Genomic DNA, 24790 nt, shown 5'->3' on the forward strand with positions numbered 1-24790 from the left:
CACCTCACGGCTTGAAGTAGTTAAGTAGCGGGAGGTTGCCCGTACACGAGAGTTCCTAACCCACCAATTTTCGGCCGTTCTCGGATGCCCTCGGCGGTGGTGGATCATGGACGCCGTGCCGTCCATCGGAGACATCGTCGACCGCCTTCACGTCGTCGCCTTGCCGATGCGAGTGAAGTTCCGTGGCATCACCGTGCGCGAGCTCGCGCTCATCGAGGGTCCCGCGGGTTGGGGTGAGTTCGGCGCCTTCCCCGAATACGAGCCCGCGGAAGCGGCGGCGTGGTTGGCGGCGGGGATCGAGGCGGCGTACACAACGCCACCGCCGACCCGGCGCGACCGCATCCCCATCAACGCGACCGTGCCCGCGGTCGACGCAGCGCAGGTGCCCGAGGTGCTCGCGCGTTTTCCGGGGGCCCGCACAGCCAAGGTCAAGGTCGCCGAGCCGGGCCAGACCCTCGCCGACGACGTGGCCCGCGTCAACGCGGTCCGCGAACACGTGCCCACCGTGCGCGTCGACGCCAACGCAGGCTGGAGCGTAGATGAGGCCGAGCAGGCGGCCCGTGCGCTGACCGCCGACGGCCCACTGGAATACCTCGAGCAACCCTGCGCGACGGTGCCCGAGCTGGCCGAGCTTCGCCGGCGAATCGACGTGCCCATCGCCGCCGACGAGAGCATCCGCAAGGCCGACGACCCGCTGCACGTGGTGCGGTCGAAGGCCGCCGACATCGCCGTGCTGAAGGTCGCACCGCTCGGCGGGGTCGCCAAGCTGTTGAGCATCGCCGCGCAGATCGACGTGCCCGTGGTGGTGTCCAGCGCGCTGGATTCGGCGGTCGGCATCGGGCGGGGCCTGCTGGCCGCGGCTGCGCTGCCCGAGCTGCGGCATGCCTGCGGGTTGGGCACCGGCGGCCTGTTCGTCGAGGACGTCGCCGAACCGGTGACGCCCGTGGACGGTCACCTGCCCGTCGTCGCCGTCACTCCGGACCGGGACCGGCTCGCGGCGCTGTCGGCCTCGGCTGAGCGTCGCCAGTGGTGGATCGAGCGCGTCAAGGCCTGCTACGCGTCAGGCCATGCAGATCTCGTGGCCGAGTAGCAGAAACGGCCACAACACCGTCGTCGCGCCGAACGCCGCCAGGTCCGCACCGGCGGGAAGTCTTGTCTCCCAAGCAGTTTCGATCCGCGCGACGTCGTCGACGTTGACGAACGTGAAGACGATCCCGATCAGCAGGTAGGGAATCGACAGCCACATCGCGGTCTCGATGATCGCTTCGACGCTCACCTTTCGGCTGAGCATTCGACGCAGACCGGTCAGCATGGCCGTCACACCAAGCTGCTGCGCGCGCGGACCCGCCGCCGCACGTCGGCCAGCAGGATGTGGCTGCCGCCCTGCCGGATGAACACCGGTATGAAGCGGTTGACGAACGCCACGAAAAGAAACAGCCATTCGAACAGGCGCTGCCTGCCCGGTCCCCATCGCACACCCAAGGCGTCACGGAACACCGGGGCGAGAAAACCGATCGTGAGGAATTTCAACAGCGGCCGGAACGGCAGTCCGACAAGGGGATTGATCATCTTGAGGTTGATCAATTCCATCAGGTAGTCGCGCACGGACGGGTCGATGGCGACCTGCTTGCACGCCTCATCCCAGTAGGCGTCGAAATCGGCGCGGGTCGGCGGCCACTGATCCTCGGTCACCTGCAGCGTCGTGCCGAGCGTCCATGACGAGCGATAGAACCGCTGGGCCTGCTCCGGTGTCATCTCGCCGCGCAGCAGCGTGTAGGTGTCTTCCAGCCCGACGAAAAGGCATGCGGCCACCCACATCTGCAGGTCTCGGTCGAATGCGTTGTAGCGCACCGGGCTTCGCGGAGTGGAGATCACCTGGCGGTGTGCCTCGTCGACCGCCTCGCGGAAGGCGGCGCGGTCCTCGTCGGTGCCGAACACCGCGACGGCCAGGTACTGCGAGGTCGTGCGCAGGCGCTTCCAGGGGTGCTTGAGGATGCTTCCGGAGTCGACCTTGCTCTCCGCGACGCCGTAACCGACGCCGGGCCGCGCCAACTGCATGACGACATTGGCCGCCGCGGCCGCGAACGACCAGAAGTCCATCGCGTCCTTGACCGAGAGCTCGGCGTCGGGATCCCAGCGCGCCGTGCGCCTCGTGACCGAGATGCGGGTTTCGGTCATGCCATGCACACATCCGAAAACAGCAGCACGGGCCAACTCACGATCGACCCGAGAAACGACACCAGTCGATCGACGTCGCTCATGTCGTCCAGGTGGTCGGTGTGCGTCAACGACCAGATCACCCCGATCACCAGGTAGGGGATGGCGGCGAGCACCGCCGTCCCGATCCATTCGGCAATCGTCATGTCGAAGCCGAGAAACTTGCGCAGCGTCGCGAGCACCCTCCTATGTTAATGAGCATTCCGCGCTGGGCAGGGCGTTTAGCAACATCGTGACGATGTCCTAATTTGTGGGGTACATGGCGTAGACGACATGGGCGGCGGTGGCGAACACTTATCAGCGTGATGCGATCGGTGGTGATCCTCGGCTATCCCGGCATCCAGGCGCTCGACGTCGTCGGGCCGTTCGACGTGTTCACCGCCGCGACGCTGAACCTCGCAGCCACCGGACGCCCCGACGACGGATACGCGGTGACGCTCGCGGCGGCAGGCGGCGGCACCGTCACCACCGGAACCGGGCTCGCGCTCGTCGCCGAACCGTTGCCCGCGCCCGACGGCGGCATCGACACGGTGGTGCTGCCCGGCGGCTGGGGCGTCGACGACGCCCGCAAGAACCCCGACGTCGTCGACTGGGTCAAGGCCGTCGCGGGCAGCGCGAGACGCATCGTCACCGTCTGCACGGGCACCTTCCTGGCCGCGCAGGCCGGGCTGCTCGACGGCTGCCGGGCCACCACGCACTGGGCGTACGCCAATCGGCTGGCCCGGGAATTCCCGTCGGTGACAGTGGATTCCGACCCGATCTTCGTACGTAGTTCGCCAACGGTGTGGACCGCGGCCGGCGTCACAGCGGGCATCGACCTCGCGCTGTCGCTGGTCGAGGAGGACCACGGCACAGAGGTCGCGCAGACCGTCGCACGCTACCTGGTGCTGTACCTGCGTCGGCCCGGCGGGCAGAGCCAATTCGCCGCCCCGGTGTGGATGCCCCGCGCGAAACGCCCGACGATCCGCGACATTCAAGAGGCCATCGAGGCCGAACCCGGTGCAGCGCACAGCATCCCGGAACTGGCACGCCGCGCGGCGATGAGCCCGCGGCATTTCACCCGCGTCTTCACCGAGGAAGTCGGCGAAGCGCCGGGTGCCTACGTCGAACGCATCCGCACCGAGGCTGCCCGTCGACAACTGGAGGAGACGGATGACACCGTCACCGTCATCGCGGGCCGCTGTGGCTTCGGTACCGCTGAAACACTGCGCCGCAATTTCGTTCGGCGGCTGGGCATCTCGCCCGACCAATACCGCAAGGCCTTCGCCTTCGCCTAGCGGAGGTTAGAGGAGAATTCGCATGCAGATCGCCATCGTGATGTACCCGGGCTTCACCGCGCTGGACTTCATCGGCCCCTACGAGAGCCTGCGCTGGTTGCCCGACGCCGAAGTGCGGTTCGTGTGGCATCAGCCGGGTCCGGTCACGGCCGACTCCGGCGTGCTCGTCATCGGCGCCACCCATTCGTTCGACGAAACCCCGTCGCCCGACATCATTCTGGTGCCCGGCGGCATGACGACGCTGGAGCATGCCCGCGACGAGAAGGTGCTCGACTGGCTGCGCCGCGCGCACGAGACCGCGACCTGGACGACGTCGGTGTGCTCGGGCTCGGTGCTGCTTGCGGCGGCGGGTCTGCTGAAGGGCAAGCGGGCCACCTCGCACTGGGCGGCGCTGTCGGCGCTGAAGGCCCTCGGCGTCACCGCTGTCGGCGACGAACGCATCGTGCACCAGGGTGAGATCGTCACCGCCGCGGGTGTGTCGGCAGGCATCGACCTCGGGCTGTGGCTCGTCGGCGAGATCTCCGGCGAGAACCGCGCCAAGGCAATTCAACTGTCCATCGAGTACGACCCGCAGCCGCCGTTCGACTCCGGCCACATGTCGAAGGCGTCGGCGGCCAGCAAGGCGATGGCCACCGCGTTCATGTCGAAGGATCTGGTCAAGCCCAAGCAGCTGAAGGCCGCGACGGGCCTGATGTGGGACCACGCCATCGAGCGCGCCCGCGCCAAGCGCCGCCGCGGCCGCAAGGCGGTTTCGGCGTGAACAGTGTCGCTCAGCGATACAAACCGCGCCGAGATCGCTAAAGCTGGAAATCGTCGCGCAGCGCGCGCGTCAGCACGGCGTCTCCGACGGGTCGCCAGTTCATCGCCCTCATCGCGGCGTTGCGCAGCCAGATGCCCCACGCCGTGCGCGCGGCGAAGAACGCTATGAATTTGGTTGCGCCGTCCTGCTTTTTCTCGATGAAGCGGTGCAGCCGCGACTCGTAGGCCTGAAAGGCCGAGGCCAGGTCGTTGTCGGTGCGGGCGAGTTCACCGGCTAGCACGTATGCCTCCACCAACGCCAGTCCGGTGCCCTCCCCGGCGAGCAGTGACACGCACGCCGCGGCATCACCGATCAGCGCCACCCGTCCCGCCGTCCAGCGATTCATCCGGATCTGGCTGACCACGTCGATGTAGATGTCGTCCACATCGTCGAGTGCGGCGAGGATCTGCGGCGCCTCCCAGCCCGCGTCGCTGAACTGGTTTCGCAGCAACGCCTTGCCGTCGTCGAGGGTGGTGGGGATGGTCGGTGTCGACGATCGGAAGATGAACAGCACGAGAGTGCGGTCGTCGTTCATCGAGAACCGCCCGATCTGGCGGCCGGGCAGGTTGTGGGTGACGTAGACGAGCTCGTCGCGCGGGCGGTAGTCGTCGAGCACGCAGGCCGCAACCTGACAGCCCAGATAGCGCGCGAATTGAGACTCCGGCCCGAACACGAGTTCCCGCACCGTCGAATGCAGGCCGTCGGCGCCGACGACCATGTCGAACTCGCGTGGACGGCCGTGCCGGAACGTGACCGACACCCCGTCGGAGTGATCCTCGAGTGACGTGATCGAATCGGAATAGATTGTCTCGGCGTCGTTTTCGATTGTCCGATAGATGATCTCCGCTAGATCGCCGCGGGCGACGCTGGTGTAGCGCTCGCCGAGCGTGCGCCGGATCGCGCCGGTGTCGAAGCGCGCGAGGATGCGACCGTCGCCGCCGACCGAGCGCAGTTCGTTGACGCGGTAGCCGACCTTGGTGATGTCGTCGATGACGCCCATCTTCTCGGCGATGTCGTAGCCCAGGCCCCAGAAGTCGACGATGTAGCCGCCGGTGCGGAACGTGGGGGCCGCTTCGATCAGCGTGACGTCGTGGCCGGCTCGCCGCATCCAGTAGGCGAATGCGGGTCCTGCGACACCGGCTCCGCTGATCGCGACTCTCATTCCCGCCACAGTACGATTTCGGCGCGCTCAGCGGCGCGGAGCGCACGTTAGCGCGCCGAAATCGCTTTAGTAGCGTCGTCGGGGTGAACCTCGCTTACGACGATCGTGGCAACGGCGACCCGGTGCTGTTCATCGCGGGTCGCGGGGGAGCGGGCCGCACCTGGCATCTGCACCAGGTCCCGGAGTTCCTGCGGGCCGGTTACCGGACGATCACGTTCGACAACCGCGGCATCGGCGCCACCGAGCAGGCCGACGGCTTCGGCATCGAGCAGATGGTCGCCGACACCGCGGCGCTGATCGAGAAACTCGACGCCGCGCCCGCCCGCATCATGGCCGTGTCGATGGGCTCGTTCATCGCCCAGGAGCTCATGGTGGCCCGCCCCGAGCTGGTGCGGTCTGCAGTGCTGATGGCCACCCGCGGCCGCCACGACCGCATCCGCGACTTCTTCCGCATCGCCGAGCGCGACCTGGACGCGTCTGGCATCGAGCTGCCGCCCACCTTCGACGCCAAGATCCGGCTGCTGGAGAGCTTCTCGCCGAAGACGCTCAACGACGACAACGCCATCCGCGACTGGATCGACATGTTCACCATGTGGCCCACCAAACCGACGCCGGGGCTGCGGGCCCAGCTGGAGGTCGGGCCGCAGGAGAACCGGCTGCCGGCCTACCGCAGCATCACGGCCCCGGCGCTGGTCATCGGGTTCGCCGACGACATCGTGCTGCCGCCGCACCTGGGCCGCGAGGTCGCCGAGGCCATGCCGAACGGGCGCTATCTGGAGATTCCCGACACCGGCCATCTCGGATTCTTCGAAAAACCGCAGGTGGTCAACGCGGCGGCCCTGGAGTTTTTCGCCGAATAGGCTGTAGTGGTGAACCCGTCCACTGCGCAGGCGCGCGTCGTCGTCGACGAACTGATTCGCGGCGGCGTGCGCGACGTCGTGCTGTGCCCTGGGTCGCGCAATGCGCCGCTGGCGTTCGCGCTGCACGACGCCGACCGCGCCGGCCGGATCCGGCTGCACGTGCGCATCGACGAGCGCACCGCGGGTTACCTCGCGATCGGTCTCGCGGTGGCCGAAGGGGCCCCGGTGTGCGTGGCGATGACGTCGGGCACCGCGGTGGCCAACCTCGGCCCCGCCGTCGTGGAGGCCAACTATGCGCGGGTGCCGCTGATCGTGCTGTCGGCCAACCGGCCATACGAGCTGCTGGGCACCGGCGCCAACCAGACCTTCGAACAGCTCGGGTACTTCGGCACCCAGGTGCGGGCCAACATCAGCCTCGGCCTCGCGGAAGAGGCGCCGGAGCGGATGGACGAGCTCAACGCCCAATGGCGGTCGGCGACGTGCCGAGTGTTGGTGGCCGCCACCGGTGCTCGCACGGCGAACGCGGGTCCCGTGCAGTTCGACATCCCGCTGCGCGAGCCGCTGGTGCCCGACTCCGAAACGGGCTCGGCGCAGCCCTACGCGCCGGAGGGCAGGCCGGGCGGCAAGCCGTGGACCTACACCCCGCCGGTGACGTTCGACCAGCCGCTCGACATCGACCTGACGCAGGACACGATCGTCATCGCCGGGCACGGCGCGGGCAGGCATCCGAACCTCGCGGGGCTGCCGACGGTTGCCGAGCCGACCGCGCCGCCCGCGGACAACCCGCTGCATCCGCTGGCGCTGCCGCTGCTGCGCCCGCAGCAGGTGATCATGCTGGGCCGCCCGACGCTGCACCGGCCGGTGTCGGCGCTGCTGGCCGACCCGTCGGTGCCGGTGTACGCGCTGACCACCGGCCCGCGTTGGCCCGATGTGTCGGGAAACTCGCAGGCCACCGGCACCCGCGCGGTGACCAGCGGCGAGCCGAACCCGGCGTGGCTGCGCCGCTGCGCCGCGGTCAACGAGCACGCCTACAACGCGGTGCGCAGCCAGCTGGCGGCCCATCCGCTGACGACGGGGCTGCACGTGGCCGCCGCGGTGGCCGACGCGCTGCGGCCGGGTGACCAGCTGGTGCTCGGCGCGTCCAACCCGGTGCGGGATGCGGCCCTGGTCGGGCTGCACACCCACCACATCAAGGTGCGCTCCAACCGCGGGGTGGCAGGCATCGACGGCACCGTCTCGACGGCCATCGGCGCTGCGCTCGCGCACGACCTGACCGGCGGGCGGACCGTCGCGCTGATCGGCGACCTGACGTTCGTGCACGACAGCTCGGGCCTGTTGATCGGGCCGACGGAGCCGACGCCGCGCAACCTGACGATCGTGGTGTCCAACGACAACGGCGGCGGCATCTTCGAGCTGCTCGAGCAGGGCGACCCGCGGTTCTCCGATGTGTCGTCGCGGATCTTCGGCACCCCGCACGACGTCGACGTCGGCGCGTTGTGCCGCGCCTATCACGTGGAAAGCCGGCAGATCGAGGTCGGGGATTTGGGGGCCGCCCTCGACGAGCCGTTCGAAGGCATGCGGGTGCTGGAGGTGAAGGCGGACCGGTCGTCGTTGCGCGCGCTGCACGCGTCGATCAAGGCGGCGCTGTGATCAAGCGCTTCACGGCGTGGGTCAAAGGCGTTGTCACGCTATTGATTCCGCACCTGTATGGCCAGCCCGGCGAAACCCGCACCGAACGCATCTTCCGGCGCATCCGCATCGGCGTCGTCATCGCGGCTTGCCTGGTGACGTTGCAGTCGCTGCTGCTCGTACTCGGCGCGTGGCGCAACGACCGGCAGATCGAACACAACATGGGCGTGGCCGCCGCCGAGGTGCTCAGCGCAGGGCCGCGACGTTCCACGATCGAGTTCGTCACGCCGGACCGCGTCACGTATCGGCCCGAGTTGGGTGTGCTGTATCCCTCCGAATTGGACACGGGGATGCGGATTTACGTCGAGTACGACAAGAACAATCCCGACCTGGTGCGGGTGCAGGACCGCAACGCGGCGCTGGCGATCATCCCGGCAGGCTCGATCGCTGTGGTGGGCTGGCTGATCGCCGCGGCGGCGTTGACGGGGTTGGTGTTTCTGGAACGACGGCTGACGCGTCAGGCCGACGACATCAAGGTGTCGAGCCAGTCGTCGTCTTGAATGTTGATTTTCTCTTGCATGTCGAGGTCGTAAACCGTTGGGGTGCCGGTGGTTATCGGGTCCACGCCGATCAGCGCCCCGTAGTTGAAGATGGCGGCCTCCGCGATGTCGACGTTCGGCGCGACTTCGCCGTCGCCGATCTGGGCTGCCACGTCGTCGGGCATACCGGCGGCCTTGGCCATGTCTGCCATGTCAGCGTCGCTCGGCCCAGGCCCACCGGGATCCTGGTTGGCCCATAGTTCTTGCACGAACCGCTGGAACTCCGGGCCCGTCGCGAAGTCGCCGTCGGCGGCTTCCGCGGGTACGCCGACGGCGAGGAACATCGCGTTGGCCACCCGCGCGGAATGCCCGTCGGTGTAGCCCTCGTCGAGGAACGTCAACGGCCGATACGTGACGGCGAGCTGGCCGAGGTTGATGTAGCGGTGGATGTCGTCGCCGAACTCGGCCTGGAAATCGGCGCAGTGCGTGCACTGCGGCTCGGTGTACACCTCGAGCTGCACGGGGGCGTCGGGGTACCCGGCGACGATGCCCGAGCCGTCCTCGCTCAACCCCAGCGGAGGCTGCCGCAGATCCTGCACCGCGGTGCCGGTGACCTCGGTGGTGCAGCCCGCCGCGGCGAGCAGCACGGCTGCTGCCGCGGCCACCACCGCACGAGGTAATCGCATGTCAACCGCCCTTCCCTGGTGCGCAGAATACCGCCGAAGCGGGTCGATGTTCCGGCTGCCGGGCACGAGAACTTTATGTGCCGGATGCCCCGTCGCAACCTCGGGGACAGCCGGCGATGAAACCCTTGCGGTGTGCGCATCGCCATCGTCGCAGAGTCCTTCCTCCCGAACGTCAACGGCGTCACCAACTCGGTGCTGCGGGTGGTCGAGCACCTGCGCCACCGCGGGCATGAGGTCCTCATCATCGCCCCGGACACGCCGCGCGGGCAGCCGCCGGCCGAGCGGCTGCACGACGGAGTGCGCGTGCACCGGGTGCCGTCGCGGATGTTCCCGAAGATCACGTCGCTGCCGCTGGCCGTGCCGCGGCCCCGGCTGGTCGGCGTGCTTCGGGGATTCGACCCCGACGTCGTCCACCTCGCTTCGCCGGCGCTGCTCGGCTTCGGCGGCCTGCACGCCGCCCGGCATCTCGGCGTACCGACCGTAGCGGTGTTCCAGACCGACGTCGCGGGCTTCGCGGCCAGCTACGGCATGGGCGTCGCCGCGCGGGCGGCGTGGGCGTGGACCCGCCACCTGCACGGCCGGGCGGACCGGACGCTGGCGCCGTCCACGGCGGCGATGCAAAGCCTTGCGCAGCAGCGCATTCCGCGGGTGTACAAGTGGGCCCGCGGCGTCGACATCACCGGTTTCGTGCCGTCGGCCCGCGACGGGAACCTCCGCAGGGCGTGGTCACCCGACGGCAAGCCGATCGTCGGGTTCGTCGGCAGGCTGGCGCCCGAGAAGCACGTCGAACGGCTGGCACCGCTGGGCCGTCGCGAAGACGTGCAACTGGTCATCGTCGGCGACGGCGTCTCGCGCGCAAAGCTTGAAAATGCCTTGCCGACAGCGGTGTTCACCGGTGCACTCTACGGCGAGGACCTGGCCGCCGCCTACGCCAGCATGGATGTCTTCGTCCATCCCGGCGAGCACGAGACGTTCTGTCAGGCCGTGCAGGAGGCTTTGGCGTCGGGCGTCCCGGTAATCGCACCGGATGCCGGCGGCCCGCAAGATCTGGTGGCGCCCATGCACACCGGGCTGCTGCTTCCTGTCGACTCGTTCGAGGCGCTGCTGTCGGGAGCGGTCGACCACCTGCTCGCCGGGCGGGCGCGGTATTCAGCCGCGGCGCGCCGCAGTGTGCTCGGCCGGACCTGGCCGGCGATCTGCGACGAATTGATCGGCCACTACGAGTCGGTGCTCGGCGTCCGCGGCCGGGTCGCGGCCTGAGCATCGTCGCCGTCCTTGTCACGACTCAGCTGCGGTATCAGCCCGCCGGCCAGGATGTACTTCGCCTGCCGCGGTGAAAGCCGGTGGCGCACCTGGAAGGACGAGTTCTTGGTGACGTTCTCCACCGTGATCGGATCGGTGCCGTTGACGGCTTCGTGGAGATTGCTCAGCTTCAACGTGTCGTCCTGGTCGATACCGTCATAATCGGCGCTGTCGATGAATTCCAGGGCCAGGACGCCGAAGTTCGCGAGATTCTGCCAGTGGATGCGGGCGAACGACTTCGCGATGACCACGCGTAAGCCCAAGTGCCGCAGGGCGATCGCGGCGTGCTCGCGCGACGAGCCCTGGCCGTAGTTTTCGCCGCCGACGACGATGTGCCCGGTGTCCTGCGTGTCCAGCGCCCGCTGCGGGTAGGTCTCATCGATCTGGGTGAAGCTGAAATTGGCCAGCTTCGGGATGTTGGATCGGTAGGGCAGCGCTCGCGCGCCCGCAGGCGAGATCTCGTCGGTCGAGATGTTGTCGCCCACCTTGAGCAGAACCGGCGCCTCGAGTTCGTCGAGCAGTGGCTCCGGGTCGGGCAGCCGCGAGATGTTCGGACCCTTGACGGGTGTGATGCGTTGCGCCTCTTCGACTTCCAGCGGCGGCACCAGCATCGCCGTGTTGACGCTGTGCTTCTTCGGCAGGTCCAGCGTCGGGTACTTCACACCCTCGGCGCGGGCCCATTCCCGCGGGTCGGTGATCACGCCGGTCAGCGCCGACGCAGCCGCGGTTTCCGGCGAGCACAGCCACACCTTGTCCTCTTTGGTGCCCGACCGGCCGGGGAAGTTGCGGGGCATGGTGCGCAGCGAGTTGTGCCCCGTCGCGGGCGCCTGACCCATGCCGATGCAGCCCATGCAGCCGGCCTGGTGGATGCGCGCGCCACCGACGACCAGGGCTGTGGTCGCGCCCATCAGCGTCAGGTCGGTCAGGATCTGCCGCGACGTCGGGTTGACGTCGAAGCTCACCTCGGGTGAGGTCTGGCGGCCCTCGACCATCGCGGCCGCGATGGCGAAGTCGCGCAGGCCGGGATTGGCGCTCGACCCGATCACCACCTGCCCGATCTTCTCGCCCGCGACCTCGCGCACCGGCACCACGTTGCCTGGCGATGACGGCTTGGCGATCAACGGTTCGAGGTCGGACAGGCCGATCGCCTCGTCGATGTCGTACTCGGCCCCTTCATCGGCGACGAGCTCGACCCACTCGTCCGCGCGGTCCTCGGCCCGCAGAAACTCGCGAACCGCGTCGTCGCTGGGAAACACCGTGGTGGTGGCGCCGAGCTCGGCGCCCATGTTCGCGATGACATGCCGGTCCATCGCGGTCAGGCTGGCCAGCCCCGGCCCGTAGTACTCGATGATGCGGTTGACTCCGCCCTTGACGTCATGGCGGCGCAGCATCTCGAGGATGACGTCCTTGGCCGAACACCATTCCGGCAGCGCACCGTCGAGCCGCACGCCCCACACCTCGGGCATCCGGAAGTGCAGCGGCCTGCCGGTGATCGCGACGGCGACCTCCAGACCGCCGACGCCGATCGCGAGCATGCCCAGCGACCCGGCGGCCGGGGTGTGCGAGTCGGACCCGACCATCGTCTTGCCGGGGATGCCGAAGCGCTGCATGTGCGTCGGATGCGACACCCCGTTGCCGGGTTTGGAGAACCAGAGCCCGAACCGCTGCGCGGCGGTGCGCAGATACTCGTGGTCTTCGGCGTTCTTCTCGTCGGTCTGCAGCAGGTTGTGATCGACGTACTGCACGCTGACCTCGGTGCGCGCGGTGTCGAGGTCGAGCGCCTCCAGTTCCTGCATCACCAACGTGCCGGTGGCGTCCTGGGTCAGCGTCTGGTCGATGTGGATGGCGATCTCTTCACCGGGCGTCATCTCGCCGGACACGAGATGCGACTCGATCAACTTCTGGGTGACATTGGCGGGCATCGAGAACTCCTACCGCTTTTGGTTGGCCCTGTTCTCGTCTTGCCCGATTGAGCCGCCGTCAAACGATGACTACGCCCCCAGCGTGCGCTGAATATCGGGCTTCATCGCGTTCAGCTGCGCAGTCCAGTAGGCCCAGCCGTGGATGCCGTTGGGCGGGAAATTGAACGTGCCGTTGTGTCCGCCTGCTGACTGGTAGGCCTGCTCGAAGGCGTGGTTGCTGTCCTGGGTGAGGCCTTCGAGCACCTCGCCAGGGACGTCGCCTGCGCCGCCGAGGTCGCCGGGCGTGCCGTTGCCGGTGTACACCCAGATCCTGGTGCCGTTGGCGGCCAGGCGGCCCGCCTGCAGTGTCGGGTCGTTACGCTGCCATGCGGGACCGCCGCCCGGTCCCCACATCGCGTTTGCGTCGAAACCGCCCGCATCGCGCATCGCGAAGCCGACCAGGGTGGGCCAGATGCCTTGGGACAGGTTCAAAAAGCCTGACAGTGAAGCCGCGTAGCTGAATTGGTCGGGATGGTAGGCGGCCAGAATGAGCGCCGCGCTACCCGACATCGACACTCCCACCACGGCGTTGCCGGTCTGCGAGATGCCCTTGTTGGCGGCCAGGTAGGCAGGCAGCTCCGATGTCAGGAACGTCTCCCACTGGTAGTTGTACGTCGTGCCGTTGCCGACTGCCGGCGCCTGCCAGTTGGTGTAGAAGCTGGACATGCCGCCGACGGGCATGACCACGGAAAGCCCTGAGTGGTAATAGCTTTCGAACGCCGGTGTCTCGATGTCCCAGCCGTTGTTGTCGTCGCGTGCCCGCAGGCCGTCGAGCAGGTAGACCGCATGCGTGCCGCCGCCCTGGAAACGCACGGGGATGTCGCGGCCCATCGCGGTAGACGGCACCATCAGCGTTTCGACCGGCAGGCCGGGACGCGAATACGCCGATGCCGTCGCCGAGCCGCCGGCGATCGCGATGAGCGCCGGCAGCATCAGCGCCGCCGAAATGCCCGCCGTCAGCCGACTCACCCACCTGGGAACATTCATCGTTGTTGCACATCCTTCGTCGGCGGACAGCACGGCCCGCGCCTTCATGGGTTGAAATGACATGCCAGCGTGGGCTGGGCATGCGGAACGGGGACGCGGCGTTGCGCCGGAGCGGGTTCAGCCCTGCGCGAGAACCGCGACGGGCTGCCACTCCTCCCACGTCTTGAGCCGGTTCTCGTAGTCGGCCTTGGCCAGCGTCAGCGGCAGCTCACCGAAGAACACCCGCAGCGGCGGGTTCTCGGCGTCGACGACCTTCATCAGCGCCTGCGCCGAGGCCTTCGGGTCGCCGGACTTCGACACCCGCTGGGCGCGGGCCCGCTCGGCTTCCTCGCGGGCTTCGTTGTAGTCGGGCAGCTGCTGTGACCGCTTGGCCGACGGTCCGGCCCAGTCGGTGGAGAATCCGCCCGGCTCGATCAACGTGACGTGGATGTTGAACGACGCGACTTCCTGCGCCAGCGTCTGCGAGAAGCCCTCGAGCGCCCACTTGGAGGCGTGGTAGATGCCGACGTTCTGGAACGCGACGATGCCGCCGATCGACGACACCTGGATGATGTGCCCGCTGCGCTGGGCGCGCAGGTAGGGCAGCGCCGCCTGGGTGACCCACAGCGCGCCGAACACGTTCGTCTCGAACTGGTCGCGGGCCTCCTGCTCGGTCAGCTCCTCGATGAAGCCGAAGTGCCCGTAGCCGGCGTTGTTGACGACGATGTCGAGCCGGCCGAAGTGGTCGTGGGCCTGCTTGACCGCGGCGAAGTCGGCCTCGCGGTCGGTCACGTCCAGCTGAATCGGCAGCAGCGCGTCGCCGTACTTGTCGACGAGATCAGCCAGGGTCGCGGTGTCGCGTGCGGTCGCGGCGACCTTGTCGCCCCGCTCGAGGGCCGCGATCGTCCACTCACGGCCGAAGCCTCGGGATGTACCGGTGATAAACCAAACTTTGTCAGCCACGTGTAGGTGAATGCCCGCTGCGGCACTCCCCATTCCCGAAGTCAGCATGTTCACAGGTAGCGTCGCGGTCGTGAGCAGGGCGTCGCTGGACAAAGACCCGCGGGAAGTGGCGTCGATGTTCGACGCCGTGGCACGCCGCTACGACCTGACCAACACGGTGTTGTCGCTGGGGCAGGACAGGCTGTGGCGGCGCGCGACGCGGTCGGCGCTGGGCATCGGCCCCGGCGACAGGGTGCTCGACCTGGCGGCGGGCACGGCGGTGTCGACGGTGGAACTGGCGCGGTCGGGCGCGTGGTGCGTGGCCGCGGACTTCTCGGTGGGCATGCTCGCGGCCGGCGCGGGCAGGCCGGTGCCGAAGGTGGCCGGTGATGCGACGCGGTTGCCGTTCGCCGACGAGGTGTTCGACGCGGTGACGATCAGCTTCGGGCTGCGCAACGTCGTCGACCACGCCGCGGCGCTGCGCGAGATGGCGCGGGTGACGCGGCCGGGCGGGCGGCTGGTGGTGTGCGAGTTCTCGACGCCGACGAACCGGCTGTTCGCCACCGGGTACAAGGAATACTTGATGCAGGCGCTGCCGCGGATCGCGCGGCGGGTGTCGTCGAATCCGGATGCGTATGTGTATCTCGCAGAGTCGATTCGCGCCTGGCCGGATCAAGCCGCCCTGGCGCGCCAGATCTCGGATGCGGGTTGGTCGGCGGTGCGCTGGCGCAACCTGACCGGCGGCATCGTCGCGCTGCACGCCGCCGTCAAGCCGCAATAACTCTTCCCCCTTTTTCGGCGAGCCCCTTTCCCCCTCTTCCGGCGAGCGTGCGTGTCTGCAGGCGACACGCCGTACAAATAGCGACGTTTGCGCACGCTCGCGCGAGCTCGTTGCGCACAGGTCCCTTGCGGTCAGCCACTGAACATTTGCGCACCGTCGGGAGAGAACTTCGAATAGCTCTGCCAGGCAATGCAATTGGCGCGCATGCACTAACTTCTCTGGCTGCGACGTGTCGACGGCTTTCATCGCAAGGGCACCTCCGCGCGTACATCGCCATCGCCGAGACTGCAGAAGCCTTGAAGAGTTTCCCGAAAAACGGTTGCGCCACAATTGATGTCGCAGCGTGACCGCATTTGAGCCGATACACCGCGACCGCTGCAACCAACCTCGCGTGAGCGTGCGCAAACGCCGGAAAATCAACGGCGTGTCGGCTTCAGACACGCACGCTCGCGCAAAAAAAGAAACGGGGTCAGGTGAAGGGGGGACGGTGGTCCAGGCGGCGCGAACCTGCGCCCGCGGTCCGCCATACCCGCGCGATCCAATCGGCGTCCTCGTCGGTGACGAGGTTGCCCATCACCCGTACCGCGATGTTCATCAACAACTTCGATCGCATCGACACTCCGCCGAACGACGCCAGGAATCGGGGCATCATGATCAGCAGCGCGAGGCGGCGCGCGACGGAGAAGCTACGGCCATAGTGCTGCTGCAGGACCGACGGCCATGCCGTCGTCAGGTCGCGGGTGTCGAGCATCTCGGCGGCGAGCCTGCCGGTCTCCAACCCGTAGTCGATGCCTTCGCCGTTGAGCGGGTTCACACAGGCGGCGGCGTCGCCGATCAGCATCCAGTTGGGGCCCGCGACGCCTGACACGGCGCCGCCCATCGGCAGCAGCGCCGACAGGCCGAGTTGCGGGTCGCCGACAAAGCCCCACTCCTCGCGGCGCAACGACGCGTAGTACGACATCAGCGGGCGCAGCGCGGCATCCGCGGGCCGCTTGGAGGTGGCCAGCGCGCCGACGCCGATGTTCACGTTGCCATTGCCCAATGGGAAGATCCATCCGTAGCCGGGCAGCACCGAACCCTCGGGCGACCGCAGCTCCAAGTGCGACGTGATCCACGGCTCGCCGGCCCGCGGCGAGGCGATGTAGCCACGAACGGCCACCCCGTACACCGTGTCCTTGTGCCACCGGCGACCCAGCACGCGGCCGAGGGTCGAGCGGGCCCCGTCGGCGACGATCAACTGCGAGCACGCGACCTCGCCGCCGGAATCCAAGAGCACCGACGCCACCCGCCCCGCCGAATCATGCTGAACCGAAACGGCTTTGACGCCCAGCATCATCTTCGCGCCGTCGTCGACGGCCACCAGGCGAATGCGGTCGTCCAGCTCGGTGCGCGGCACCGCGCTGCTGGTGGCCGGAAACGACGGGCCGGGCCACGCGATCTCCACGTCGGCGCCGAATCCCGACATGCGCAGCCCGTGGTGGGCGATCCTGCCGTCGAGCCACGGGCCCAGGCCGAGCAACCGCATCTCGGCAACGGCGCGCGGGGTCAGGCCGTCGCCGCAGGCCTTGTCGCGCGGAAACTGCGCGGAGTCGATCACCAGCACGTCGCGCCCGTTGCGGGCGGCCCACGCGGCCGCCGCCGAACCCGCGGGTCCCGCCCCGACGACCACCACGTCGGCCCTGATGCTCATGGTTCCCAGTATGTTGGCAGGGTGAGGACACCGGCGAGCGTGGTCGCAGGCGTGGACTTCGGAGACCCCGCCTTTGCGCAGGAAGTCCGCGACGGCGTGGCCCGCATCGAGGATCTGATGGCCACTGAGCTCGGCAAAGCCGACGAGCTGATGGCCGAGGCCGTGCAGCACCTGTTCCAGGCCGGCGGCAAGCGGTTCCGCCCACTGTTCACCGTGCTGTCAGCCCAGCTCGGGCCCGACCCCGACAATTGGCAGGTCACCGTCGCCGGCGCGGTCATCGAGCTTGTGCACCTGGCCACGCTGTACCACGACGACGTGATGGACGAGGCGCAGGTGCGTCGCGGCGCGCCCAGCGCGAACGCCCGGTGGAGCAACAACATCGCGATCCTGGCCGGCGACTATCTGTTCGCGACGGCCTCGCGGCTGGTGTCGCGGCTCGGCCCGGACGCCGTGCGGGTCATCGCCGACACGTTCGCCCAGCTCGTCACCGGCCAGATGCGCGAGACCCGCGGCGCCGCCGACCACGTCGACTCCGTCGAGCACTACCTCAAGGTCGTCTACGAGAAGACCGCCTGCCTGATCGCGGCGTCGGGACGGTTCGGCGGCACCTTCTCCGGCGCCGACGAGGAGCAGATCGAGCGGCTCAGCCGCCTCGGCGGCATCGTCGGCACGGTCTTCCAGATCTCCGACGACATCATCGACATCGACAGCGACCCCGACGAGTCGGGCAAAGTTCCCGGCACCGATCTGCGCGAGGGCGTGCACACCCTGCCGGTGCTCTACGCGCTGCGGGAAACCGGGCCCGACGCCGACCGGCTGCGCGAGTTGCTGGCGGGTCCCGTCGACAACGACGACGATCTGGCCGAGGCGTTGACCCTGCTGCGCCGGTCCAAGGGGATGACGCAGGCCAAGGAGACCGTCGCCCGCTACGCCGCCCAGGCCAGTGACGAGCTGGCGAACTTGCCCGACAAGCCGGGCAGGCAGGCGCTGGCTTCGCTGGTCGAGTACACCGTCCATCGGCACGGCTGAGACCCGGCCGAGGAACCTGGAGCGGCCCGATGCGCGTTGAGGAAGCGAAGACTTTCCCCGCGAAATATCCCGCGAGGAGCGGAGACCTTTCAGGAGGACGCTGATGACCTGGCATCCGCACGCCAACAGGTTCAAGACATTCTTGCTGCTGGTGGGCATGTCGGCGCTGATCGTGTTCATCGGCGCGCTGTTCAAGAACACCGCGATCCTTGGCTTGGCGGTGCTGTTCGCCGTCGGCATGAATGTCTACGTCTACTTCAACAGCGACAAGCTGGCGCTTCGGGCCATGCACGCACAGCCGGTCACCGAGGTGCAGGCGCCGTTCATGTACAAGGTGGTGCGCGAGCTGGCCACCGCCGCGCATCAGCCGATGCCGCGCCTGTACATCAGCGACACGGCCAACCCCAACGCGTTCGCCACCGGCCGCAACCCGCGCAACGCGGCGGTGTGCTGCACCACCGGCATCCTGCAGATCCTCAACGAGCGCGAGCTGCGCGCGGTGCTGGGCCATGAGCTGTCTCACGTCTACAACCGCGACATCCTGATCTCGTGTGTGGCAGGCGCGTTGGCGTCGGTGATCACCGCGCTCGCCAACATCGCGATGTTCGCGGGCATGTTCGGCGGAAACCGCGACGGCGCGAATCCGTTTGCGCTGCTGCTGGTTTCGCTGCTCGGTCCGATCGCGGCGACACTGGTGCGGCTGGCGGTGTCGCGGTCGCGGGAATACCAGGCCGACCAGTCCGGCGCCGAGCTGACGGGTGACCCGCTGGCGCTGGCGTCGGCGCTGCGCAAGATCAGCAGCGGCGTCGAGCGCGCTCCGCTGCCGCCCGACCCGCAACTGGCCGATCAGGCGCACCTGATGATCGCCAGCCCGTTCCGGTCCGGCGAGCGGATCGGCAAGCTGTTCTCGACGCACCCGCCGATCGAGGACCGCATCCGCAGGCTGGAAGCGATGGCCGGCCGCGGGCCCGGCATGTACTGACCAACTGGGTGGTGCGCGCGCGGATCGCACCCCTTAGGGTGTGGTCCGTGCTGAACAGAACTCTGGTCGGCGTACTGGGGGTCGCGGGGGCGATGGTTTTTGGTGCGCCCGGTTTCGCTGCCGCAGATCCGCCACCCGCGCCCAACATCAACGCGTTCCCCTCGGAGCGACCGTCGGAGTATGCGGTGCAGGACGGCGCCTGGTACGCGTTCACCGTGCCCGGCGGTGTCACTTGCGTGTTGGACAAGCAATCCGGCGGGTACGGCTGCAGCGGCCCGATTCCGGCCGCCCCGGGCGGCGCCAACATGGTGACCGCCCCGGCGACGGGGGCGCCCGGTTTCGCGACGTCGGCCCGCCCGCTGTACGGGGTCGTCGAGGGGGCCAAACCACTGCCGCCCAACACCCGGCTGAGTTTCCGCACGGTCAGCTGCGGCACCGACGGCGTGGTCACGACGTGCCTGAACAGCGCAGATCAGTCGGGCTTCGTGCTGAGCCCCGCGGGCAGTTACACGTTCGGCTAGAAACCTCTGCCGTTAACTTCTGCAACATTTAAGCTGTGCCCGTGCGCAGCAGAGTGATCGTGATGGGCGCTGCGGCGCTGGCCGCCGGCGCCGCTGTCGTTGTGCCGGGTGTCGCGGCCGCCGAGCCGACCGAGCCGCCGCCCCCGCCGCCGCCCAACGTGAACGCGTTCGAACCCGTGAAGCCGTCGGAGTTCGCGGTTTACGACGGGGCGGCCTACGCGTTCACCACACCCGACGGGCTGACCTGCATGCTGCAACGCTCGGGCGGATACGGCTGCAGCGGCGTGATTCCCGGCGCCCCGGAGGGCGCGAATCTGGTCAGCGGCGCGATCGGCGGGGTGCCCGGCTTCTCCAACGTCGTGGCCAACCCGTTCGCCAATGCCGGTGACATCAAGCCACTTCCGCCGAATGCGCGGCTGTCCTACCAGACGTTGAGTTGCGGCACGGACGGCAGCACCACGTCGTGCGTGGACAGCAGGAACCAGTCCGGTTTCGTCATCAGCCCCGCGGGCAGCTTCATCCTCAACGCGGTCAACCCGCTCGTGGACCGGCCTGAGGGCACCAACCCGTACTTCAACTAGCCAACCAGCTCTAGAAGCCCGGGCCGTGCACCTCGTGTCCGGGCTTCTCGGCGGCCAGCCCGCGGTAGGCCTGCTCGACGGTGGAGCCGTGGTTGACCACGGCGTCGACCTCGCGGGCGATGGGCATGGTCAGCCCGTATTTCTCGGCGAACTCCATGACGACGCTGGCGGCCTTGACGCCCTCGGCCACCTGGTTCATCGACGCGATGATCTCGTCGATCTTCTTGCCGGCGCCGAGCTGCTCACCGACATGGCGGTTGCGGCTGCGCTGCGACGTGCACGTCACGATCAGGTCGCCCATGCCGGCCAGCCCGGCGAAGGTGTCGCGGTGACCACCCATCGCCTCGCCCAGCTTTGACATTTCCCGCAGCGCGCGGGCGATCACCATCGCGCGGGTGTTCTCGCCGATGCCCAGCGAGTAGCCCATCCCGACGGCGATGGCGTAGACGTTCTTCAACGCCCCGGCCATCTCCACGCCGACGACATCGTCGGTGGTGTATGTCCGAAAGCGCTTGGTGCGGAACAGGTTCGCGAGGTTGGCGGCCAGATGCTGGTCGGGCATCGCGAGCACGGCGGCGGCGGCATAACCCTCGGCGACCTCGCGGGCGATGTTCGGCCCGGCGAGGATCCCCGCCGGATGCCCCGGCAGCACCTCGTCGACGATCTGGCTCATCCGGTAGTTGGTGCCCTGCTCAAGGCCCTTCACCAGCGACACCACCGGCACCCACGGCCGCAGCTCCTTGGCGAGTTCGGTCAGCACGGCGCGGAACCCGTGCGAGGGCACGCCCATCACGATGACGTCGGCGCATTCGGCGGCCTCGGAGAAGTCGGTGGTGGCCTTCAACGAATGCGCCAGCTCGACCTCGTCGCCGAGGTACTTGCTGTTGCGGTGGTTTTCGTTGATGTCCTTGGCGGTCTCCTCGGAGCGCACCCACTGCAGCGTCGGCCCGCGCCTGGCGCAGATGGACGCGACGGTGGTGCCCCAGGATCCACCGCCGAGGACGACGACTTTCGGTACGCGGAGAGCAGCTGCCATGGCATCAGCGTATTGAACACAGACGCCGTTTCACTGGCAGTTGACGAACTGCGTCGCCGCGGCCCGCCGAAGTTAGCTGGCGGACGCGAATTGGTGCAGTTGACCCCGTCGCGGCGCTGGTAGCGTCACTTGCCAGAAAGGCAGAAAGGCTCCCCCATGCCAGAACCTATTCGGGTCAGTCCGCCGGAGTTGGCCGAGGCGGCCGCACGCGTGCGTGACTACGCCGATCAGCTGCGCGCCGGACACAGTTCCTCTGCGGCGACGGCCGAGGGTGCGCAACCGGGTCTGGTGGGCGAGTCGGCGCGCGCGGTCGACACCAAAGTGGCGCGCTGGCAGGCCACCACCGCCGAGCTGCACCGGGTCTTGTCGTCGCAAGCCGACGCGCTGGCCGGCGCGGCCGAGGCGTACGCCGGCACCGAGGCGCACAACCGCGACGTGATCGCGTCGGTGGATCCGGTCGATCTGTAGGTTTGCATGTCGCTGACCGTCGCAGACGTGATGCGCTGGGATCCCGGCGCGGTGCGGGCCGTGGGGGAGGCCGCCCGCACGCGTGCGCAGACATCGCTGGACGTCGCCAACAGCCTGCCGAAGTTGCCGGAATGGACGGGTCCCGGCGCCGAGGATGCCAAGCGGGCGATCGAGGAGTCGCGTCAGGCGTTGATGAAGGACGCCAACGCGGCGCTGGCTGCCGCGCGGCGGGCGGATGCGGCGGCGGTCAACGTCCAGATCGTCAAGGACAACCTGAAGCAGGTGCTCGACGCGGCGCGCGAGTTCGGCATGATCGTCGATCCTGTCGGCGGCACCGTGCGCCCCGGCCTCGGCGCCTTGGGCACCACGCTGGACTACCAGAACGCCGCCGCCCTGCAGGAGGCGCTGCAACGGGTTCTGACGCAAGCGAATTCGGTCGACGAGCAGCTGGCAGCGGCGATGGACGCGGCCGACGATGTCGTCGAGGTGCCGCCCGAGGCACGGCCGATCCCGTTGCCGCGGCCCGGCGCAACGGCCGAGGAAGTCAACGACTGGTGGAAGTCGTTGAGCCAGAAGGACCGTGAGCGCTTGCTCGCCGAGCATCCGCCGGAACTGGGCAACCTCAACGGAATTCCCGCAGCCGCGCGTGACGCGATCAACCTGGCGGTGCTGACCGACGACCTGAACCGCATCACCGACACCGCGACACAGCACGGGGTTTCGCCGGAACAGGTGCTGGCCAACCCGGGCTTCTACGGGCTGTCGGCCGACGACGTCACGCGCTACACCAACGCGATCAAGGTGAAGGAGGGCCTGGACCATCAGCGCGGCGACGACCCGAACAATCTGCGGCCGGTCATGCTGTGGAAGTACGAGCCACTCGCCGACCGCGGCCAGGGCCGCGCCGCGATCGCGATCAACAACCCCGACTACGCCGACAACACGTCGGTGATCGTGCCCGGTACGGGCAGCAGCGTGCAGGGCGGCTGGCTCAGCGACGGCCACGACGACGCGATCCACCTGTGGGATCAGTCCAATTTCGGCGACCCCGACCACACGCACGCCGTGATCTCGTGGATGGGCTATGACGCCCCGGACGGCTTCAACGACACTCGCGTCGCCAATCCGAATCTGGCGCGTGCCGGCGGCGACCTGCTGGCCGCCGACGTCAACGGGCTGTGGGTGACGCACCAGGATCCCAGCCAGCATGTCACGGTGCTGGGCCACTCGTACGGGTCGACGACGGTGGCCGACGCGTTCGCCGGCTCGGGCATGCACGCCAACGACGCCGTCCTGTTGGGTTGTCCGGGAACGGATTTGGCGAAGAGCGCCGCTGATTTCAATCTCGACGGCGGCAAGGTGTACGTCGGGTCGGCGTCGACGGACCCGGTCAGCTACATCGGCACCGCGCCCGAGTATCTGCACGACTACCTCAACCGCAAGCTGGGCTACCCGGTCGGTCTGGATGCGGGTCTTGGCATCGATCCGGCAGGCGACGAGTACGGCTCGGTACGGTTTGACGCCGAAGTGGTCGGTCGCGACGGCTTGGACCCAGGCGACCATTCGCATTACTACGATATGGGCACCGAATCGTTGGCCTCGATGACTCGCATCGCCACGGGCAACGGTGATTCGTTGGGCGAGGAGGGGTTGTTGGCCGAGGGCCGTCGGCAGCCGCCCTTGATACCGAGGGAGATCGGCCTGCCGTGGGGCGGCAAGATCGATCTGCCCGACGTGAAGTCCGACCTGCCCGGTTCGCCGGCATTCATCGATCCCGAAGGGCAGCGCCCAGCCGAGTCGATCACGGGAGACCATGCGTACTAAGAGGATTCAGCGCGCAGCGGCGATGCTTGCGCTCACCGCCTCGTTGGGAGGGTGCTACATGGTGCCAGGGCACAGTCAGCGGCAGTCGACGCCGTCGCCAAAGCCGGAGCCGGTTCAGCCGATGTCCAACGAAGACACGATGCGGCAGGTGATCGACCCGGCACGGCAAATCGTGAAAGCCAATGGCCTGCAGGACGTTTTCGCCGGCTTCACGTTCGAGGCGTGCAACGACCAGGGCGAGCCGCCCTATCGCGGCAGGCTGGAGATGTCGTTTTCTGTCCCACGGGGGATCGAGCCGAAGAATTACATCAAGCAGATCGCCAAGACGATGGTGCAGCAGGGCTGGATCGACGGGCCGCCGCCGGGCAGGCGGGCGTTCGGCACGCTCATTCACACCGACCAGGTGTGGGCGATCATGGGCCCGCATCCGGTCTCGCATGAAGACGGCTCAGTGCAGCTCTACGGGGAGTGCCGCAACATGGTCAACCACCGCGACGATCCGGAGAAGGACTTCAACGTCACCGACCGGGTGGTCAGCTAGCGGTAGTTGACGAATTGCAGCGCGACGTCGAGGTCGGCCTGCTTGAGCATGGCGATGACGGCCTGCAGGTCGTCGCGCTTCTTCGAGCTGACGCGGATCTCGTCGCCCTGGATCTGAGTCTTGACGCCCTTGGGACCCTCGTCGCGGATCAGCTTGGTGATCTTCTTGGCGTTCTCGGCGTCGATGCCCTGCTTGATGCTGCCGGTCACCTTGTAGGTCTTGCCGGACTGCTGCGGCTCGCCGGCGTCGAAGGCCTTCATCGAGATGTCGCGGCGGATGAGTTTTTCCTTGAACACGTCGACGGCGGCCTTGGCGCGCTCCTCGGTCGACGAGGTGATCGTGATGCTCTCCTGGCCCTGCCATTCGATGCGGGTGTCGGTGCCGCGGAAGTCGAAGCGGGTCGCCAGCTCCTTGGCGGCCTGGTTGAGCGCGTTGTCGACCTCCTGCCGGTCGACCTTGCTGACGATGTCGAAGCTGGAATCCGCCATTGGATGCGCTCTCCTCTCGTAGTCCCTCCTACGTACTATCCCACGACGCCCAAACCGACATTTGGGTGACAAAGTGCGGGTAAAGCCCGCCAAAACGTCCGTCTCGATGCGGCCTGACTTGCCCGTTTTCATACCGGGCGGCGCCTCGTTGTACCCTGCTAGTCGCACAAGGCAGGTTGCCCGAGCGGCCAATGGGAGCGGACTGTAAATCCGTCGGCTTACGCCTACGCAGGTTCGAATCCTGCACCTGCCACCGGTGTGATGTCTCAAGACATCGGAATAGCCGTGGACCTGCTTTAGGTCTGCGGTTTTTTCCGTTTGGGGCCTTTGGGTGCTCCGGTGGGTTGGTAGTCCCTGGTGGGGTCGAGGGTGAAGTCGCGCAGTACTTCTCCGGTGGCGGCGTTGATGACGGTGGTGTGGTGGTCCTGGATGTGAACTACCCCAGGTTTTGTTCCTACTCGGTTGCGAGTGCCGGGGTTGGCTGGCTCGCGGGGTGTGAGGTGCCGGTG

The 24790-nt window shown here is 67.9% G+C and carries 26 protein-coding genes, 1 tRNA gene and 1 pseudogene; 16 read left to right on the top strand and 12 right to left on the bottom strand.

From position 1 onward, the window contains the following. Window positions 1–115: 115 nt before the first annotated feature. Entirely contained in the window at window positions 116–1090 is a 975-nt protein-coding gene (locus CQY20_RS09575) for an o-succinylbenzoate synthase (protein ID WP_371871026.1), read from the top strand. Here the strand turns inward: CQY20_RS09575 and CQY20_RS09580 are convergent. From CQY20_RS09580 to CQY20_RS09590, 3 genes are read right to left on the bottom strand one after another with little or no spacing between them, the layout of a single operon-like run. Then, on the bottom strand, window positions 1061–1312 hold the full coding sequence (locus CQY20_RS09580) for a hypothetical protein (protein WP_163701382.1): 252 nt from the start codon (window positions 1310–1312) through the stop codon (window positions 1061–1063). The genes CQY20_RS09575 and CQY20_RS09580 overlap by 30 nt on opposite strands. 5 nt (window positions 1313–1317) lie before the next feature. Then, a complete protein-coding gene (locus CQY20_RS09585) occupies window positions 1318–2178 on the bottom strand; it encodes an oxygenase MpaB family protein (protein WP_097939847.1) in 861 nt (286 codons plus the stop codon). Further along, the gene (locus CQY20_RS09590) at window positions 2175–2399 is read right to left on the bottom strand and encodes a hypothetical protein (protein WP_097939848.1); all 225 of its coding nucleotides are present in this window, start codon (window positions 2397–2399) and stop codon (window positions 2175–2177) included. The genes CQY20_RS09585 and CQY20_RS09590 overlap by 4 nt, the downstream gene beginning before the upstream one ends. Before the next feature lie 120 nt (window positions 2400–2519). Here CQY20_RS09590 and CQY20_RS09595 point away from each other — a divergent pair, with 120 nt between their 5' ends. Together CQY20_RS09595 and CQY20_RS09600 are read left to right on the top strand one after the other, a co-directional pair. Beyond that, window positions 2520–3494 carry a GlxA family transcriptional regulator gene (locus CQY20_RS09595; protein ID WP_174814689.1) on the top strand — a complete coding sequence of 325 codons (975 nt, stop codon included), beginning with the start codon at window positions 2520–2522 and terminating at the stop codon, window positions 3492–3494. Window positions 3495–3516: 22 nt separating this feature from the next. Further along, complete coding sequence (locus CQY20_RS09600) at window positions 3517–4254, top strand: DJ-1/PfpI family protein (RefSeq protein WP_097939850.1); 738 nt, start codon at window positions 3517–3519, stop codon at window positions 4252–4254. Window positions 4255–4291: 37 nt separating this feature from the next. Here CQY20_RS09600 and CQY20_RS09605 read toward each other — a convergent pair whose 3' ends face one another. Further along, window positions 4292–5455, bottom strand: a complete 1164-nt coding sequence (locus CQY20_RS09605; protein ID WP_097939851.1) for an FAD-binding domain — start codon at window positions 5453–5455, stop codon at window positions 4292–4294. 83 nt (window positions 5456–5538) lie between these two features. Between CQY20_RS09605 and CQY20_RS09610 the strand changes: the two genes are divergently transcribed. From CQY20_RS09610 to CQY20_RS09620, 3 genes are read left to right on the top strand one after another with little or no spacing between them, the layout of a single operon-like run. Then, the gene (locus CQY20_RS09610; RefSeq protein WP_097939852.1) at window positions 5539–6315 is read left to right on the top strand and encodes an alpha/beta fold hydrolase; all 777 of its coding nucleotides are present in this window, start codon (window positions 5539–5541) and stop codon (window positions 6313–6315) included. Window positions 6316–6324: 9 nt separating this feature from the next. After that, window positions 6325–7965 carry a 2-succinyl-5-enolpyruvyl-6-hydroxy-3-cyclohexene-1-carboxylic-acid synthase gene (gene menD / locus CQY20_RS09615; protein ID WP_097939871.1) on the top strand — a complete coding sequence of 547 codons (1641 nt, stop codon included), beginning with the start codon at window positions 6325–6327 and terminating at the stop codon, window positions 7963–7965. Continuing rightward, window positions 7962–8504, top strand: coding sequence for a DUF3592 domain-containing protein (locus CQY20_RS09620; RefSeq protein ID WP_234816169.1), 543 nt, complete (start codon window positions 7962–7964; stop codon window positions 8502–8504). The genes menD and CQY20_RS09620 overlap by 4 nt, the downstream gene beginning before the upstream one ends. On the opposite strand, the gene CQY20_RS09625 is transcribed toward CQY20_RS09620, so the two are convergent. Beyond that, entirely contained in the window at window positions 8462–9169 is a 708-nt protein-coding gene (locus CQY20_RS09625) for a DsbA family protein (protein WP_097939853.1), read from the bottom strand. The two genes, CQY20_RS09620 and CQY20_RS09625, sit on opposite strands and share 43 nt — an antisense overlap. Window positions 9170–9301: 132 nt before the next feature. Between CQY20_RS09625 and CQY20_RS09630 the strand changes: the two genes are divergently transcribed. Beyond that, entirely contained in the window at window positions 9302–10429 is a 1128-nt protein-coding gene (locus CQY20_RS09630; protein WP_097939854.1) for a glycosyltransferase family 4 protein, read from the top strand. Here the strand turns inward: CQY20_RS09630 and CQY20_RS09635 are convergent. The 3 genes from CQY20_RS09635 to CQY20_RS09645 form a co-directional block, all read right to left on the bottom strand. Continuing rightward, entirely contained in the window at window positions 10387–12393 is a 2007-nt protein-coding gene (locus tag CQY20_RS09635) for an aconitate hydratase (protein WP_097939855.1), read from the bottom strand. The two genes, CQY20_RS09630 and CQY20_RS09635, sit on opposite strands and share 43 nt — an antisense overlap. A gap of 69 nt (window positions 12394–12462) precedes the next feature. After that, window positions 12463–13419 (bottom strand): esterase family protein, encoded by a 957-nt coding sequence (locus CQY20_RS09640; protein WP_097939873.1) that lies wholly within the window; start codon window positions 13417–13419, stop codon window positions 12463–12465. Between the two features lie 117 nt (window positions 13420–13536). Then, on the bottom strand, window positions 13537–14361 hold the full coding sequence (locus CQY20_RS09645) for an SDR family oxidoreductase (RefSeq protein ID WP_097939856.1): 825 nt from the start codon (window positions 14359–14361) through the stop codon (window positions 13537–13539). A 70-nt stretch (window positions 14362–14431) separates the two neighbouring features. Between CQY20_RS09645 and CQY20_RS09650 the strand changes: the two genes are divergently transcribed. Then, on the top strand, window positions 14432–15121 hold the full coding sequence (locus CQY20_RS09650; RefSeq protein ID WP_097939874.1) for a demethylmenaquinone methyltransferase: 690 nt from the start codon (window positions 14432–14434) through the stop codon (window positions 15119–15121). 469 nt (window positions 15122–15590) lie between these two features. Here the strand turns inward: CQY20_RS09650 and menJ are convergent, their stop codons facing one another. Continuing rightward, window positions 15591–16811 carry a menaquinone reductase MenJ gene (gene menJ, locus CQY20_RS09655; protein ID WP_097939857.1) on the bottom strand — a complete coding sequence of 407 codons (1221 nt, stop codon included), beginning with the start codon at window positions 16809–16811 and terminating at the stop codon, window positions 15591–15593. A gap of 21 nt (window positions 16812–16832) precedes the next feature. Here menJ and grcC1 point away from each other — a divergent pair, with 21 nt between their 5' ends. The 4 genes from grcC1 to CQY20_RS09675 all read left to right on the top strand — a co-directional run bounded on the left by grcC1 (window position 16833) and on the right by CQY20_RS09675 (window position 19924). After that, a complete protein-coding gene (grcC1, locus tag CQY20_RS09660) occupies window positions 16833–17840 on the top strand; it encodes a nonaprenyl/(2E,6E)-farnesyl/geranylgeranyl diphosphat synthase (RefSeq protein WP_174814688.1) in 1008 nt (335 codons plus the stop codon). 103 nt (window positions 17841–17943) lie between these two features. Beyond that, the gene (gene htpX, locus CQY20_RS09665) at window positions 17944–18822 is read left to right on the top strand and encodes a zinc metalloprotease HtpX (protein WP_097939859.1); all 879 of its coding nucleotides are present in this window, start codon (window positions 17944–17946) and stop codon (window positions 18820–18822) included. A gap of 47 nt (window positions 18823–18869) precedes the next feature. Further along, window positions 18870–19343 (top strand): hypothetical protein, encoded by a 474-nt coding sequence (locus CQY20_RS09670; RefSeq protein WP_097939875.1) that lies wholly within the window; start codon window positions 18870–18872, stop codon window positions 19341–19343. 62 nt (window positions 19344–19405) lie between these two features. After that, the gene (locus CQY20_RS09675; RefSeq protein ID WP_097939876.1) at window positions 19406–19924 is read left to right on the top strand and encodes a hypothetical protein; all 519 of its coding nucleotides are present in this window, start codon (window positions 19406–19408) and stop codon (window positions 19922–19924) included. A gap of 10 nt (window positions 19925–19934) precedes the next feature. On the opposite strand, the gene CQY20_RS09680 is transcribed toward CQY20_RS09675, so the two are convergent. Continuing rightward, window positions 19935–20960: an NAD(P)H-dependent glycerol-3-phosphate dehydrogenase gene (locus CQY20_RS09680; protein WP_097939860.1), complete on the bottom strand. Its 1026-nt coding sequence runs from the start codon at window positions 20958–20960 to the stop codon at window positions 19935–19937. Window positions 20961–21116: 156 nt separating this feature from the next. Here CQY20_RS09680 and CQY20_RS09685 point away from each other — a divergent pair, with 156 nt between their 5' ends. From CQY20_RS09685 to CQY20_RS09695, 3 genes are all read left to right on the top strand, one after another. Next, window positions 21117–21428: a WXG100 family type VII secretion target gene (locus CQY20_RS09685; protein ID WP_097939861.1), complete on the top strand. Its 312-nt coding sequence runs from the start codon at window positions 21117–21119 to the stop codon at window positions 21426–21428. 6 nt (window positions 21429–21434) lie between these two features. Continuing rightward, window positions 21435–23252 carry an alpha/beta hydrolase gene (locus tag CQY20_RS09690; RefSeq protein ID WP_097939862.1) on the top strand — a complete coding sequence of 606 codons (1818 nt, stop codon included), beginning with the start codon at window positions 21435–21437 and terminating at the stop codon, window positions 23250–23252. A gap of 121 nt (window positions 23253–23373) precedes the next feature. Further along, a complete protein-coding gene (locus CQY20_RS09695; protein WP_097939863.1) occupies window positions 23374–23793 on the top strand; it encodes a lipoprotein LppJ family protein in 420 nt (139 codons plus the stop codon). Here CQY20_RS09695 and CQY20_RS09700 read toward each other — a convergent pair. Further along, window positions 23790–24281, bottom strand: coding sequence for a YajQ family cyclic di-GMP-binding protein (locus CQY20_RS09700; protein ID WP_097939864.1), 492 nt, complete (start codon window positions 24279–24281; stop codon window positions 23790–23792). The two genes, CQY20_RS09695 and CQY20_RS09700, sit on opposite strands and share 4 nt — an antisense overlap. Window positions 24282–24451: 170 nt before the next feature. Here CQY20_RS09700 and CQY20_RS09705 point away from each other — a divergent pair. After that, window positions 24452–24534, top strand: a tRNA-Tyr gene (locus tag CQY20_RS09705). Window positions 24535–24577: 43 nt separating this feature from the next. On the opposite strand, the pseudogene CQY20_RS35140 reads toward CQY20_RS09705, so the two are convergent. Beyond that, a pseudogene (locus CQY20_RS35140) lies at window positions 24578–24790 on the bottom strand (hypothetical protein); the annotation flags it as partial.

It is taken from the genome of Mycolicibacterium agri, from assembly GCF_002553505.1.
Classification (GTDB): domain Bacteria; phylum Actinomycetota; class Actinomycetes; order Mycobacteriales; family Mycobacteriaceae; genus Mycobacterium; species Mycobacterium agri.